Raw genomic sequence first — 14,789 nt, forward strand, 5'->3', positions numbered from 1 at the left:
TTTTAACTCTTTCAATAATTAATAAGACTAAATTGTCATCCTGACGAAGGAAGGATCTCTATTATAAGATATTCCAAATGGTATTACTGAAAAAGTAATCAATGTCAACTGATCCATTTGTTTAGATTCCTCGTAGGTCGAAATGACAATACAATAACGAATCGTAGAAATTGAGAATTTTGCGGAAGAAAAATACTTCCTTAAAAATCTTATGTCTTCCATGAACTTATATATCTTATGTGGTTTAAAAACAATTAAAGCCTTAATTTTGTAAAAACTTAATTTTTCAGTTTGAAGCAAACTCAATTCAAAAACACGCAAATCTCATATTCTGATACTGGTAAAGGAACTGCCATTATATTACTACACGGTTTTCTTGAAAATAAGGAAATGTGGAACTTTTATATTCCAGAATTTGCCAAAAAAAACAGGGTAATTACTATTGATTTATTAGGACATGGGGAATCAGAATGTTTAGGTTATGTGCATTTAATGGAAGATCATGCCGATGCTGTTCATGCTGTGCTTTCAGAATTACGCATACGTAAAGCAGTTTTTGTTGGACATTCAATGGGTGGTTATGTAGCTTTAGCTTTTGCTGAATTGTATCCTGAAAATATTAAAGCTTTAATATTATTAAACTCGACAACAAGAGCTGATAGCGACGAGCGAAAAAAAAATCGGGATCGAGCTATAAAAACTGTCAAGCGATCTTTTATAAATTTTATCTCCCTTTCTATTGCTAATTTATTTAGCGAAAATACTAGAGATCAATTTGTTTTAGAGATTGAAAACACAAAACAACAAGCACTGAAAACCCCATTGCAAGGAATTATTGCCTCACTGGAAGGGATGAAGATACGAATGGATCGTGAGATTTTATTACACCTTACACCCTACCCTAAATTAATGATTTTGGGAGAAATGGATTCCGTTGTACCTTATAAAGAAACTAAGGAACAAGCTGAAAACACTACAGTAGCTTTAATTACATTTCCGAGCGGACACATGAGTCATATTGAAAATCAAGCGGAATTATTGATTGTTTTATTGAATTTTTTTAAGAAAATTTAAATCATTTCTTGTCTCAAATATCCTCTCTCTACTAATTCACTTTTGCTTTTTAAATGAAACAATTTGCCTTCTTTCATTAGCGCCAACTTAGTAGACACTTTTATCACATTTGCATAGTTGTGATCTGTAATAATAATTCCTTTTTCGTCTGCTTTGCTTGTAACTAACTGATTAACCTTTTCTATTAAAATAGGTGATAAACCATTATAAGGTTCATCGAGTAATACAAATTTAGAGTTATTACTAAGTACTATTTTAATTTCTAAATAACGTAGTTCTCCTCCAGAAAGATGCTTTATTTTCTTTTCTGACATCGATCGGATCATTTCATCAGCATAAAACTTTTCGATTTTATTTTTGGAAATCGACAGTTGGATTGTTCTTTTTACCGAAAATGAATTTGGAATAAAATTATCCTGAGGCAAATAACTAATTTGGTTAAGCAAATCACTTGTTTTACTCTTTACAACACCGTTAATCCGTACAAACTTAAAATCGGCAGGTTCAATTCCGAAGATAATTTTTAACAAGGTGGATTTACCAGAACCGTTTCTCCCTAAAATCCCAATAATGTCATTTGTTTCGCATTTCAAATAAACATCCGAAATTATAACTCTTTCATCGTATTGTTTTTGGACGCTATCAATTTCTAAAACATTTTTAATCATAAAAATTTAAAAATTATAGTAATGATTAAAATTAGAACTAAAGCAAAAATCAAATTTATTAAAAAAGTATAGACTAATAAATGTAATTTGGATATTCCATTATTGTAGTAAAACAAGTATTCCTTTTTTGCACTTACTTCTTTGAGTAAAAAACTAAAAAACAAACCGAATATAATCAAAACATATTTAAAGGTGTCAAATCCAGTAAAAACCCAAGCTAGTAAACTTACCGATAAATTTATCGGCAAGGTCGATTTATAAAACTCAAATATGTTAACTAGTTTTCTGATGCGCTTTGATAATTAAATTTTTTCTTTAAAAGGAATGTTCTGATCTAAAATTTCAGTCAGTAATAATACAATTTGCTCAAGATAATTGTTTAAAATAGGTTGACTAATGATTGATTCCATTTCCTTTCCTTCTTTAAAAACAAAAGGCAAAAATCCTGATTTTAAATTCTTGAATGATATTATTCCAGCTTCAATTGGTTTTCCGTTTGCATCATTCTCGTACATAAATGCGTACGCTAAAACTTGAATAATTTTGTCATTTTTAATCTCTTCTGTTACACCTTTCCATGTTTTAAGTAAAACATTAGTTTTCTCTACTTTCCCTGTTTTATAATCGATTATTCGAATCTTTCCGTTACGCTCTTCAATTCTATCCACATTTCCTTTTATTAAAACTGGAAAAGGCAAACTAGGATGGCTTAAAGTTCGTTGATAGGTTTGTTCCAATGCAATTATTTTAATTGCGTCACCATTTTTAATACTTTCTAATTCTACTTTTAGAAAATTAGAAACGTTACGCTTCGCAACTTCAAAAGCTAGTAAATTACGTCCTTTTTTAATTTCACCTTCTTTATAGACGGCTTTAAATTGTTTAAGAACCTCAACATCGATTTGCTTAAAACAGTTAATTATATCCGACTCACTTATAAATTTCCCAATAAAAGGTTCATACAATACTTTTAAAGTCTCATGAATAATAGTTCCTAAAGTATTCAATGCTATATTTTCTTCCACTTCTTCTACGTCACTTATTCGCAATATTTTTTGAAAATAAAATTGGATTGGATTCCGAATATAACTAGTCAAAGCCGAAGGAGAAAATCCTTTCTCAGCAATTTCTTTTAAACGACTCATGACAGTCTCTGATTTTGGAATCACCATCGGCTCATAAGCTGTTTCTGGAAGCTCAGCATTATAAATTTCATGAGTTAAGTTATGATTTTGTTGCTGTTCTACCTCTAACTGTGTAATAAATCGACTTTTTTCACCTGCATCTAAGCCTTCACTTTCAGTATTATAAATCAGGTAAATATTCGATGCCCGTTGTAACATGTGGTAAAAATGATAGGTATAAATAGCATCCTTTTCTTTGAAGGTTGGTAATCCTAATTCGCGTTTCACATCATAAGGCAGTAATGAATTTTGGGATTTACCTGCTGGAAATTTACCTTCATTCATAGAAGTAATGATAACAGTATCAAAATCTAAAACTCTGCTTTCTAAAACGCCCATAATCTGTAATCCGTTTAAGGGCTCTCCTTCAAATGATACTTCGGCAAGATCAATAACTTGTTTGTAAATCGCATATAATGTTTCTATTTTATCAATATGTTGATGTTGAGAATAATAATTAATCAATTTATTAATAACTTTAAAAATAGCAAATACAAAAGCTTTAGTTATTTTATCTTCTTCATTATCTGTGCTTAAATTGTTTTTTATTGTTTGTAACAACGCAGAAATGCTATCTAAAACTATGATGGAACCACTTTCCCATTTTTTAAACAATAATAAAAACAGCTGTGATGGAGTACTATTTAATTCCATCAACTTATTATAAGAGATAAAAGTATAATTGTTTTTATTGATAATGCTAATAAGTGTAGCCGTCTCAGCGTAAGGTTCAATTAATGAATGCGTCAGGACATCGAGCACATCTTTATAATAAAACACATAGCTACTATTTTTTTTAGACAATGCATTAGTATGCATTTTAAATAATTTGGCAATTAAGATCTGAGCTGGATTATTCTTACTTGAATAACCCATCGTTATGTTTAAAGCTCCCACAGAGGCTGGCAATGAATATAAAAGTGGAACTAAAAGTGTTTCTTCACCTAGAACAACAGCAACCTTATTTAACTTTTCAGTTGGATTATTATTAATTATGGCTTCTATAATACCGCCTGCCACTTTAGCTTGACCAATAGTTTTTGGTGTACCTATAATTTGAATGTTTTTGTTATCACCAAAGTCATTGGCGATCCATTCAAACGGATTAGATTTATAATGTTTCCAACTTTCTTTAAAACGTCTTACAAATAATGCTGCATCATGATAGGGATCATTTAAAAATACTTGATCAATATCCCAATATATTTTGGCCTGATCACAAGCAATAAGATGTTGTATTATTTTTTCTTCGGCAGCATTTAAAGCGTTAAAACCTGCAAACAGAAATTGTTTATCTTTAAAGGAAGTAGTAAAATTATCTAAATTTTTTACTGCTTCACGATAAATTAAACCTTGATAACCAATACCTTTATTTAATAAATGGATGTGTAAAGACTGGTAATAATTAGGCAATAATTTCCAAAAATCAATATACTTTTCTAATAATTTAGTTTTATTTTCGACTTCAATTCCCCATTTTTTAATGTCTTCTATATCTTTTAAATAGGAAAGAACATGTATAGGATCTAAAAGATAACGATCAATTTCATTAAAGTCTTGTAAAAGTGTTTTGGCCCAATTCGCAAAAAGTTCAAATGACTGCTGTTGTGACTTTTCAGTGATTGATAAATACACATCATAGAATTCAAATAGCAATTCAATTGGATCAACAGCGCGAATGGAGGCTATATTTTGAACAAAATCTTCAATGCTTGTAATTCCAGGGGAAAGCATGTTATTTTCAGATTGCTTTCTTAACGCTTCAATTAGAAATATTTTGGCCCGTTTATTGGGTAAAACAACAATTACATTTTGAAAATTATTCGGATAATTTTCAAGTAAAATAGTAGCAACTTTGTCTAAAAAAGAAATATTTATCATTGTATAAAAATAAAAAAACGCCTCGATAAATCGAGGCGTTTTTTAAAAAAATTTATTATAAATTATTTTTGTAAAATAACTTCTGTTCTTCTATTTTTTGCTTTACCAGCAGCAGTTTTATTTGTTTCAACTGGTTTAGACTCTCCAAAACCTACAGCATTTAAATTGCTTGCTTTGATACCTCTTTCGATTAAAGCATCTTTAACAACATTAGCTCTATCTTCTGAAAGTTTTTGATTTAAAGCATCAGAACCATCGCTATCTGTATGTCCTTCAACACTAAATTTAGCATTAGGATAGTTTTTAAGAATACTAGTCATAGCATCTAATCTAAGTGGCACATCAGCAGATTTGAAAGTAGATTTACCTGAATTAAAGTAGATTGCTCTTGCTTGAATTTTGATATTCTCTAATGCTTCTGTAGTTACCTCTGGACATCCTTTATTGCTAGCAGGACCTGCAACAGTAGGACATTCATCATCTTTGTCATATACACCATCTCCATCAGTATCTGGCCAAGGACAACCTGCATTTTCTTTAGGACCTGCAACTGTAGGACATTTGTCATCTTTATCAGCAACACCATCTCCATCAGTATCAGGACAACCTTTTAATGAAACTAAACCAGCAACATCTGGACAGGCATCATCTTTATCAGCTACTCCATCTCCGTCTCTATCTGGACAGCCATTCAATGCAGCTGTTCCAAATTCAGTTGGGCATGCATCTTCACTATCTTGGATTCCATCACCATCAGTATCAGGACAACCATTGAATTCTTTTAAACCAGCTACATCTGGACATGCATCATCTTTATCATATATTCCATCACCGTCAGTATCTTTTCCTCCAAATTTGAAAACGATCCCAGCTGAGTGTTGAAAATGAGATGGAGCATCTGGAGTTCCAGAAGCATCTTCTCTATCACCAAATGATAATTTGTAACGAGTAGAAAGTTCTAAACCTACATTATCAGTGAACCAAAAAGTTAAACCTGCACCAGGATTTAATGTACCATAACTACTATCACCAAAGAAAGTATAACCACCACCTACAGAAAGAGAAGGATCAATTACTTTAGATTTGATAGCATTCATTAGACTATATTTAATAGTTGCATCAACACCATAGTACATTAAGTCACCAGGGTTAGATACTACCATACCTCTAGCATCACTACCCATTGCGGTAGGATTGAATTTCACATACTTGTCTATTTTATTTACCGATCCCGAAACTCCGAAAGAGAAATTATCTCCAACATATTTGGAAACGCTTAAATAAGAGACAGATGGTAGAATATTCCAATTGTCTTTAACCGCGAAAGGTTGAGAAAAATGTTTGTCTAACCAGTTATTACCTCCATCAGCACTTGTTCTAGTATCAATAGCATTTACTCCAAAGGAGATTGCCCATGGATTGTTACTGTCTTGTGCTTGAGAATTTATCCCCATTACAAGCATTACAGCAACAAAAATTTTGTTAAGATGTTTCATACTTAATTTTTTTAATTATCGTTTAGTTAACTAGAAGCAAAAGTAGTCCGTAAATTTTAAACTACAAAATATAAGTCTGTAAAAAACCTACTAAGAAATATAAATGTGGGAATTATATAATGTTTAATGATTTCCCCACAATTGTAAATGCATCAATAGCAGCATCTATATGTTCTTTTGTATGTGCTGCAGATAATTGTACTCTTATTCTTGCTTTATCTTTTGGAACTACTGGAAAAAAGAAGCCTATAACATAAATACCTTTTTTTAGCAATTCGTTAGCCATAGTTTGTGATAGTTTGGCATCATATAACATAACAGGAACAATTGCTGATTCACCATCGATAATATCGAATCCTGCTTTTTTCATTCCCGCTTTAAAATAGTTTGTATTCCATTCTAATTGATCACGTAAAACAGTGTCTCTTTCTAAGATTTCAAAAACTTTTATAGATGCACCTACTATTGCGGGAGCTAAAGAATTAGAAAATAAATAAGGTCTAGATCTTTGACGTAATATTTCAATTACTTCTTTATTTGCCGTGGTATATCCACCCATGGCTCCACCAAGGGCTTTTCCTAAAGTTCCCGTAATAATATCTACACGTCCCATTACTCCTCTGGCTTCAAGTGTTCCTTTTCCAGTTGCACCTATAAAACCTGTTGCATGGCATTCATCAACCATCACCATTGCGTCATATTTATCGGCTAAATCACAAATTTTGTCTAATGGAGCTACTAGTCCATCCATTGAGAATACACCATCAGTAACGATTAATTTAAAACGCGTCCCAGCTTCTGTAGCTTTTATTAATTGCTGCTCTAAATCTTGCATATTGTTATTTTCATAACGGTACCGCGCGGCCTTACAAAGACGAACACCATCTATAATTGATGCATGGTTTAAGCTATCAGAAATTATACAATCTTCAGCACCCAATAATGGTTCAAAAACCCCTCCATTTGCATCAAAGGCTGCAGCGTACAGAATGGTATCTTCTGTTCCATAAAAATCAGCAATCTTTTTCTCTAATGTTTTATGAATATCTTGTGTTCCACAAATAAAACGCACTGATGACATACCAAAACCATGACTGTCCAATGTATCTTTTGCTGCTTGAACAACCTCTGGATGCGAAGATAACCCGAGATAATTATTAGAACAAAAATTTAAAACTTTCTCACCTGTCGCTATTGTAATTTCAGCGCCTTGTGGTGAAGTAATTATTCTTTCTGACTTATAAATTCCGTTTTCTACAATAGTATTCAGCTCTGATTGCAAGTGTTCTTTAATTTTTCCGTACATATTAATTTATTTATACATTCAATTTTCAATAATTACTTTTCTTATTCCGTTTACAAATTTACCACATCAATTTCTTTTCCAATATAAATTAGTGTTTTTTTTACTACTTTGTAACCCATGGCTTCGATTGCTTTTTGATAGTTTTCTAACTGCTGTTGGTATTTAGGTAAGTGTAATCCCGTTTTATAATCTAAGAGTAAGACTTCTTTATTTCTCTTGACTACCATTCTATCAGGTCTAACTGCTTGTCCCTCTTTTTGAATAATGGTTTGCTCATTCAGAATTTCATCTCCTGGCGTAAAAAATTCAAACAATTCACTATGATTTATAATGGAATCTATGGTATGGGAAACGATTTCTTTTTGAGCAAAAGTTATTAAACCGCTTTCTATTGATCTTGAAAGCGCTGCATCTACGTCATTTTTTGTTTTTATTAAAGCTAAAATCTCATGAATAATATTTCCATATTCTATAGCTTCTTGTTGCAATGTGCCCCACATCAATGATTCTCGTTGTGCAATTTTTATGTTTTTGGGATCTAAAATTTGCTGTGCAACGGGAATTGTTTTAGAGGTGTTTATATGTTTTTTATTTTCTGATAATTTTTGTGTATTTCCAAAACTATAATGTAATTCCTCCTCATTAAAGATGGAATGGCTTTTTAAATAGTTAATAAAAAAAGTGCTCATATTGTTTTCTGGGATTTCTCCTTTACGGGATAAGTTCATATTAGAAATCACATATAACTGCTCTTCAGCTCTAGTTAATGCAACATAAAGCACATTGATATTGTCTAATAATTCTTCTTGTTTTTTCTGATTATATACTTCTAATGCTGCCTTACCATAACCTTCAACTGCACTACTATTATCAATTAAAACTTTTGGCAAACCAAAATCTTCTTCTTCGGCGTTAAGCCACAATTTATCTTTTGGCTTTCTACTATAATCTTCTTCAGCGAAAGGAAAAATAACCACTGGAAATTCTAAACCCTTTGATTTATGAATAGTCATAATACGAACCGCATTATTCCCCTCAGGTGACGGAATACTAAATTTATCTCCGTTTTTATCCCAGAAATTTAAAAAATCAGCAATTCCAGCTTGATTGCGAATGTCTCGTTCGAGAACGATATCAAGGAAATATTGAACGTAAGCCCCGCCCGCCGCTGATAGAGAAATCACTGAAGTATCCTGGTAGTTTTCACCTAGCGTTTTATCTTCCCCTTTGTGGGCTTGAGGTGCTAGGAATTTACTAACTATAATTTCAACGGCTTCGTATAAAGATTTCTTGCGAATGTTTTGAAAGGATAAATTAACATCAAAATTCAGTAACCATTTTTCAAATTCATTCTCCTTCTTAAGCGCCATTCCTTGAGCAATAAAGTCGTGAACAGGAAATTTAACTTGCTTGTTTTGCGCTAAATAGTACAAGAAATTAGCCTTTGCATCTAAATCTGAATTGTTTTTCAAATATTTTAATAAATGAATGATAAACCGAACTTCGGTTGCGTTTTGAATCATTAAAGTTTCTGAAGACAAGAGCGGAATTTTTTTCTCTGTAAGGAAATTAGCAATTGCAATTCCTTGATTTCTTTTCCGTGTCAAAATCACTATATCTTTGTACTCAAATCCCTCATAAAGTACTTTTTGAATTGTATTTAAGGTCGCTTCAACAAATAATTCAGTTTTATCAACTACCTCTTCAGCATCTTCTGAATGCTCAATGGGCGGAATAAAAGATATATTAACATAACCACCCGTTTTATTATTGACTTTTTGACGGCTATGATTAGCATATAAATCTTTGTAATCTAGATTTTCAAATTCATTTGATAACAATTGAAAAAAATCATTGTTGAATTCAATCACCTGCGAATACGAGCGATAATTTTTATCCAAATGTTCAATAACTTTTTCTTTATTATTAAACGGATTTTGATCTTTACTCAGTTCAATAAATTGTTCTGCTTTGCCGCCACGCCACCTATAAATCGATTGCTTTGGATCACCAACAATCATTAAAGTTCCTTTTTCGCCATCAATTTCACTTGAAGTCGCATTATCTATTAATGGAATTAAATTTTGCCATTGCATTTCAGAAGTGTCCTGAAATTCATCTATAAAAAAATGTCTATATCGCTCGCCTAATCGTTCATAAATAAAAGGAGCAGGTTGGTTTTGAATTTCTCTATGTATCAAAGCATTGAATTCAGAAATAGAAAGAATATTTTGCTCTGATTGAATTTTAGCTAGTTCATTACTGACAGTATTCAATAATGATAATGGTGTAATATTTTTTAGAAAAGCTTTATAAAAGTCACGCTTTTCAAATAAATTATAAATTTTAGCAACAATTTGTAATAAGTCTGGGATAATATTCTCAATGACCACTCTGTCCTTTGCGGTTTTATTAATTTTAATATCATCAGTTTCACGATAGGTTTTGTTTTTCGGATTAAACTTTCCTTCCTGAATACTTATCAAATGTTTGGGAAAATAAGATCCAGAAAATGATTTAAAATCAATTCCGTTTTGATCAATTATGTTTAATGCTTCTTCGGCAAGGATAACACTTTCTTTCTCTAATGTTTTACACACATCCGATAACTTCACTTTTATTTCAACAAATTCAGCGATCGATTTATCTTTAAAATGGGTGATTTCATTCCGATTATTTTCATTTAGAACTAATCTTCCCGTATCTAAAATTTCCCTTGATATATCCCAAGATTTATCATCATCCGTTTTTTCCATTGTAAAGTCTACTAGCAATTTGGTCAAGGTTTCGTCCTCACCAGCCTGAGTAATAATGGCATCAACAGCTTCCACTAATAAATTTTCAGTATCTAATGTGACTTCAAAAGTCATGGGCAAACCTAAATCATGGGCAAAAGCGCGAATTACTTTATGTGTAAATTTATCAATAGTAGAAATATCAAATGCTGCATAATTATGAATAATATGCTTTATAATTTGTTGTGATTTTGTTTTTATTTGAATTACTGAAAGCCCGATAGGCTCTTCACTCCATAGGTCAGGATTATCAACTTTTCGTTTACCATTAATCAAATCTTGCATTAAATCTACCGCTTTCTGACTGGGTTCATCCTTTGCAAATTCAGATAGACTGCCTACTATTCGGCTTTTCATTTCGTGCACCGCTTTATTTGTAAAAGTGATAGCGAGAATATTACGATAGGCATCATTTTTTTTAGCTACCAGAATTATTTTTAAATATTCTTTGACTAACGCATACGTTTTGCCAGAACCAGCTGAGGCATCGTATATGGAGAAAGAAGGTCTTTGCATTAAGATTATAGATTTTAGATTAATGATCTTAGAATTCTGATGGACTCGCAATGTATTAATTGCTCGAATATCCTAGCCCTGATGGAAACGACATCCTTTCTTGCCGGGGTTCGGCGAGAAAGATATAGTGTACAGCAGGAAACAGCTCCTACAAAAATAACGATTACTAAGTTGTTTTTAAAATTTGGCTCCAAACTTCTTCATAAACCTTAAAAGTAGTATTTTTGCAGGATGGAAACAAATAGACAGAAAAAAATAGGTGGAGTTATCCAAAAAGATTTGGTTGATATTCTACAAGGTGAAGTGCGAAAAAATGGAGTTAGTAATTTAGTAATTTCAGTATCCAAGGTCCTTGTAACTACAGATTTATCAGTGGCTACCGTTCATTTAAGCATTTTTCCACAGGATAAGGCAAAAGAAATTTTAGAAGCCGTAAAGTCGAATTCTAAGAATATAAAACATGATTTATCACAGCGCGTGCGTTTGCAATTGCGTAAAGTTCCCAACTTAGTTTTCTTCATTGACGATTCTCTTGATTATATTGAAAAAATTGATAATGCACTTGCCAATAGAGATAATCCAATTGAAAATAGAGATTTATTAGACAAACGTAGATTTCAATAAAGTTTGAATTTCCCACTTTATATAGCCAAAAGATACATCCGTAGCAATAGTAAAAACAATGCTATAAATATCATTAATAGAATTGCGAGCCTAGGAATAATTGTAGGTGCGCTAGCTTTATTTGTGGTTTTATCTGTTTTTAGTGGATTAAAAGTTTTTAGTTTATCATTCAGTAATGACTTTGATCCAGATTTAAAAATAAGTAGCACATTAGGCAAATCCTTTTTAGTGAGTGCTGATCAGGAGAATCAAATCAAAAAAATTGGTCAACTCGCTTCCTATACCAAAATTATTGAAGAGCGTGTTTTATTCACCTTCAATGGAAAACAAGAGGTGACTTATCTTAAAGGCGTAAATGCTGATTTTAATAATGTAAATACCATTGAGAATAAACTTTTCAACGGTCAATGGCTTAAGCCAGACACTTATCAAGTTGTTGTAGGTTATGGACTTTCACAAAAATTCTCAATGGGATTATTAGATTTTAATAATCAACTTGAGGTCTTGGTTCCTAAACCAGGAAAAGGATCTATTGATAATCCAGATCAAGCTTTTAATAAAACTGATGTCATACCTGTTGGTATTTATAGTATTAGCGAAGACCTAGATTCAAAATTTGTATTTGCTGACTTAGGTTTAGCACAAGAATTGCTGGAATATAAAACCAACCAAATTTCAGGAATTGAAATTAAGATAGAAAAGGATGCTGATGAAACAGCTATAATCGACAGACTCAAAACTATTTTCAATAATAAAATAACAATAAAAAATAGGGCGCAACTCAATGAATCGCTTTACAAAATGTTGAATACTGAAAACATTGTAGTTTACTTGATATTTACATTAGTCATCGTTGTTGCGTTATTTAATTTGATAGGTGCTTTGATCATGATGATTTTAGACAAAAAAGGAAATCTTAAAACATTATATAACTTAGGAACAGAAATCAAAGATTTACAGAAAATTTTTCTTTTGCAGGGAACTCTTTTAAGTGTTTTTGGCGGAATTATAGGACTTACTATCGGTATTATAATTGTGCTATTGCAGGAATATTTTCAATTAATCATGATTACACCTACACTTCCCTATCCCGTACTTTTCTCTCTTGAAAATGTATTAATTGTTTTAGGAACAATTATAAGTTTAGGTTTTATTGCTTCATTCATAGCCAGCAGTAGAGTCAGTAAAAAGTTATTGGAGTAGGATTTTAATTGAGAATTATTGATTTTTGATTTTAAAAATACTTCCTAATTAACTACAAATTTTTTATGATTTTATTTGGAATATCTTCTTTTGAATGCCAAAATGCTAAAATAAAAACCTCATTATTCTCTTAAATATAATATAAACCATAAGGGAATTTATTTAATCAAAACACTCTGATTATAGAATAGCGGCACTGAAAACTTTCAGGATTTTTGGAAATAATTTTAAAACCCACCCGTATTTCTTTTTCTATACTTTTAGCTAGGGAAATATTAATTAATGCATAACTTTTAATTAGACTTTCGATTTCAAGAGCGGCATTTGTTTTTATAATGTGTTTACTATAAATCCTATTTAGACTTTAAGGAGTCTAAAAACTCAAAAGCATCGCCTGCCGAATTTGGATTTTCATGATGTTCAGCTAATCTTGTATCTAATTCTTTTTTTTGATTTTCTGTCAGAGTAACTACATCAATTTCATGTGGTAAAAAATCTTTCACTTTTTGAATAACAGAAGCGTCATTTATACTTTGAAGCAAGTCCATTAAAAAATATTTTTCTGATTGAACACTCATAATGAATTATGTTTAAAACAAATATGGCGAAAAAAGCTGAAATCTAAACTACCTCATAACCCATATACGCCTCTTCAATTTCATTCAATGCAGCAAACAATTCCTCTGGCCGGTCGAGTGTTACTAATTTTTGTTTATGAGGCTTAAAAGAGTGGATTCCTTTGAAATAATTGGTGTAATGTGGACGTGTTTCTACAATTCCAAGACGCTCACCTTTCCATTCCATTGCCCATGTTAAGTGATTCCGTACCGCTTCAACTCTATCAATAACTGTTGGTTTGGCAAGATGTTCTCCTGTTTTAAAATAATGTTTAATTTCATTAAAAATCCAAGGATAACCTATGGCAGCACGACCAATCATAATCCCGTCGATACCGTATTTATTTTTATATTCCAACGCTTTTTCTGGCGAATCGATATCTCCGTTACCAAAAATGGGCATTGTAATTCTAGGGTTATTTTTCACTCGCGCAATGTGCGACCAGTCAGAATGTCCTTTATACATTTGGGCACGCGTTCTAGCGTGAATGCTTAATGCAGCTACGCCAATATCTTGCAATCGTTCAGCAACCTCATCAATATTAATTGAACCATCGTCCCAACCCAAACGCGTTTTTACAGTAACTGGCAAATGCGTACTATCGATAACGGCTTTAGTTAAGCGAATCATCAAGTCCACATTTTTTAATACTCCTGCGCCTGCTCCTTTACAAACAACTTTCTTTACTGGACAACCAAAATTAATATCAATAATATCAGGATTTACAGCCGAAACAATTTTAGATGACATTGCCATAGCTTCCTCATCACCACCAAAGATCTGGATTCCCACAGGGCGTTCGTAATCAAAAATGTCTAATTTCATTCGGCTTTTTATAGCATCCCGAATTAATCCTTCCGAAGAAATAAATTCTGAATACATCATATCAGCACCATGCATTTTGCACAATCTACGATACGGCGGATCACTTACGTCTTCCATAGGTGCAAGAAGTAAGGGGAAATCAGGAAGTTCTATGTTGCCAATTTTTATCAAAGGGAATTTTTTTGCAAAGATAGAAAAGAATCTAGATTTAAGATTATACTTTTCTAATTCTAATTTTTTTTGAAGTAATTACTATAAAAGAATATTGTTCGACTATATGATTTTGAATAAATTAAATTAAAATGGTTGCAATACGATCAAGATCCAAATAATGATATCGCAAAAGAATTATAGAAACTTTTTTTTGATCATAAGCACAACCTAAATCTACAAAATAAAATTTTACTAAGTCGGTAACCGATATTCTCTCAGATAATATTTTTACAATTAATTTAACAGTGATTCTCGTATCCTGAATAATTGGTTTCCCATTCATTACTGCTAGATCTTTAAGTATAATGTTTTTATATATTCTTTCGTTCTTTAATATTTTTGTGATAAAATATTCTCACCACAATTTTTAATACTGAATTTCCTCA

At 31.7% G+C, this 14,789-nt stretch carries 11 protein-coding genes; 3 read left to right on the plus strand and 8 right to left on the minus strand.

Annotated features, from left to right (window positions below; all coding sequences use genetic code 11):
- The first annotated feature begins 291 nt into the window (after positions 1–291).
- Positions 292–1,074 (plus strand): alpha/beta fold hydrolase, encoded by a 783-nt coding sequence (locus RCH18_RS13575; RefSeq protein WP_326937306.1) that lies wholly within the window; start codon positions 292–294, stop codon positions 1,072–1,074.
- On the opposite strand, the gene RCH18_RS13580 is transcribed toward RCH18_RS13575, so the two are convergent.
- From RCH18_RS13580 to RCH18_RS13600, 5 genes are all read right to left on the minus strand, one after another.
- Positions 1,071–1,742 carry an ATP-binding cassette domain-containing protein gene (locus tag RCH18_RS13580; protein WP_326937307.1) on the minus strand — a complete coding sequence of 224 codons (672 nt, stop codon included), beginning with the start codon at positions 1,740–1,742 and terminating at the stop codon, positions 1,071–1,073. The two genes, RCH18_RS13575 and RCH18_RS13580, sit on opposite strands and share 4 nt — an antisense overlap.
- A gap of 302 nt (positions 1,743–2,044) precedes the next feature.
- Positions 2,045–4,807, minus strand: coding sequence for a PD-(D/E)XK nuclease family protein (locus RCH18_RS13585; protein WP_326937308.1), 2,763 nt, complete (start codon positions 4,805–4,807; stop codon positions 2,045–2,047).
- 62 nt (positions 4,808–4,869) lie between these two features.
- Entirely contained in the window at positions 4,870–6,303 is a 1,434-nt protein-coding gene (locus tag RCH18_RS13590) for an OmpA family protein (RefSeq protein ID WP_326937309.1), read from the minus strand.
- 112 nt (positions 6,304–6,415) lie between these two features.
- Positions 6,416–7,609, minus strand: coding sequence for a glycine C-acetyltransferase (gene kbl, locus RCH18_RS13595; protein WP_326937310.1), 1,194 nt, complete (start codon positions 7,607–7,609; stop codon positions 6,416–6,418).
- 50 nt (positions 7,610–7,659) lie between these two features.
- Positions 7,660–10,920: a UvrD-helicase domain-containing protein gene (locus tag RCH18_RS13600; RefSeq protein ID WP_326937311.1), complete on the minus strand. Its 3,261-nt coding sequence runs from the start codon at positions 10,918–10,920 to the stop codon at positions 7,660–7,662.
- Between the two features lie 231 nt (positions 10,921–11,151).
- Between RCH18_RS13600 and rbfA the strand changes: the two genes are divergently transcribed.
- Positions 11,152–11,544, plus strand: a complete 393-nt coding sequence (gene rbfA, locus RCH18_RS13605) for a 30S ribosome-binding factor RbfA (protein WP_326937312.1) — start codon at positions 11,152–11,154, stop codon at positions 11,542–11,544.
- A gap of 3 nt (positions 11,545–11,547) precedes the next feature.
- On the plus strand, positions 11,548–12,747 hold the full coding sequence (locus RCH18_RS13610; RefSeq protein ID WP_326937313.1) for an ABC transporter permease: 1,200 nt from the start codon (positions 11,548–11,550) through the stop codon (positions 12,745–12,747).
- Positions 12,748–13,100: 353 nt separating this feature from the next.
- Here the strand turns inward: RCH18_RS13610 and RCH18_RS13615 are convergent, their stop codons facing one another.
- From RCH18_RS13615 to RCH18_RS13625, 3 genes are all read right to left on the minus strand, one after another.
- Positions 13,101–13,325: a hypothetical protein gene (locus RCH18_RS13615; protein ID WP_326937314.1), complete on the minus strand. Its 225-nt coding sequence runs from the start codon at positions 13,323–13,325 to the stop codon at positions 13,101–13,103.
- Positions 13,326–13,368: 43 nt separating this feature from the next.
- Complete coding sequence (dusB, locus tag RCH18_RS13620; RefSeq protein ID WP_326937315.1) at positions 13,369–14,361, minus strand: tRNA dihydrouridine synthase DusB; 993 nt, start codon at positions 14,359–14,361, stop codon at positions 13,369–13,371.
- Positions 14,362–14,482: 121 nt separating this feature from the next.
- Positions 14,483–14,749: a DUF433 domain-containing protein gene (locus RCH18_RS13625; RefSeq protein ID WP_326937338.1), complete on the minus strand. Its 267-nt coding sequence runs from the start codon at positions 14,747–14,749 to the stop codon at positions 14,483–14,485.
- Positions 14,750–14,789: the final 40 nt, after the last annotated feature.

It is taken from the genome of Flavobacterium sp. PL11 (genome assembly GCF_035985025.1).
Taxonomy (GTDB): domain Bacteria; phylum Bacteroidota; class Bacteroidia; order Flavobacteriales; family Flavobacteriaceae; genus Flavobacterium.

Excerpts from the sequence above, each read along its gene's own strand:
- RCH18_RS13580 (WP_326937307.1), bottom strand. The coding sequence starts at position 1,742 with ATGATTAAAAATGTTTTAGAAATTGATAGCGTCCAAAAACAATACGAT.
- rbfA (WP_326937312.1), top strand. The coding sequence starts at position 11,152 with ATGGAAACAAATAGACAGAAAAAAATAGGTGGAGTTATCCAAAAAGAT.
- RCH18_RS13615 (WP_326937314.1), bottom strand. The coding sequence starts at position 13,325 with ATGAGTGTTCAATCAGAAAAATATTTTTTAATGGACTTGCTTCAAAGT.
- RCH18_RS13600 (WP_326937311.1), bottom strand. The coding sequence starts at position 10,920 with ATGCAAAGACCTTCTTTCTCCATATACGATGCCTCAGCTGGTTCTGGC.
- RCH18_RS13590 (WP_326937309.1), bottom strand. The coding sequence starts at position 6,303 with ATGAAACATCTTAACAAAATTTTTGTTGCTGTAATGCTTGTAATGGGG.
- RCH18_RS13585 (WP_326937308.1), bottom strand. The coding sequence starts at position 4,807 with ATGATAAATATTTCTTTTTTAGACAAAGTTGCTACTATTTTACTTGAA.
- kbl (WP_326937310.1), bottom strand. The coding sequence starts at position 7,609 with ATGTACGGAAAAATTAAAGAACACTTGCAATCAGAGCTGAATACTATT.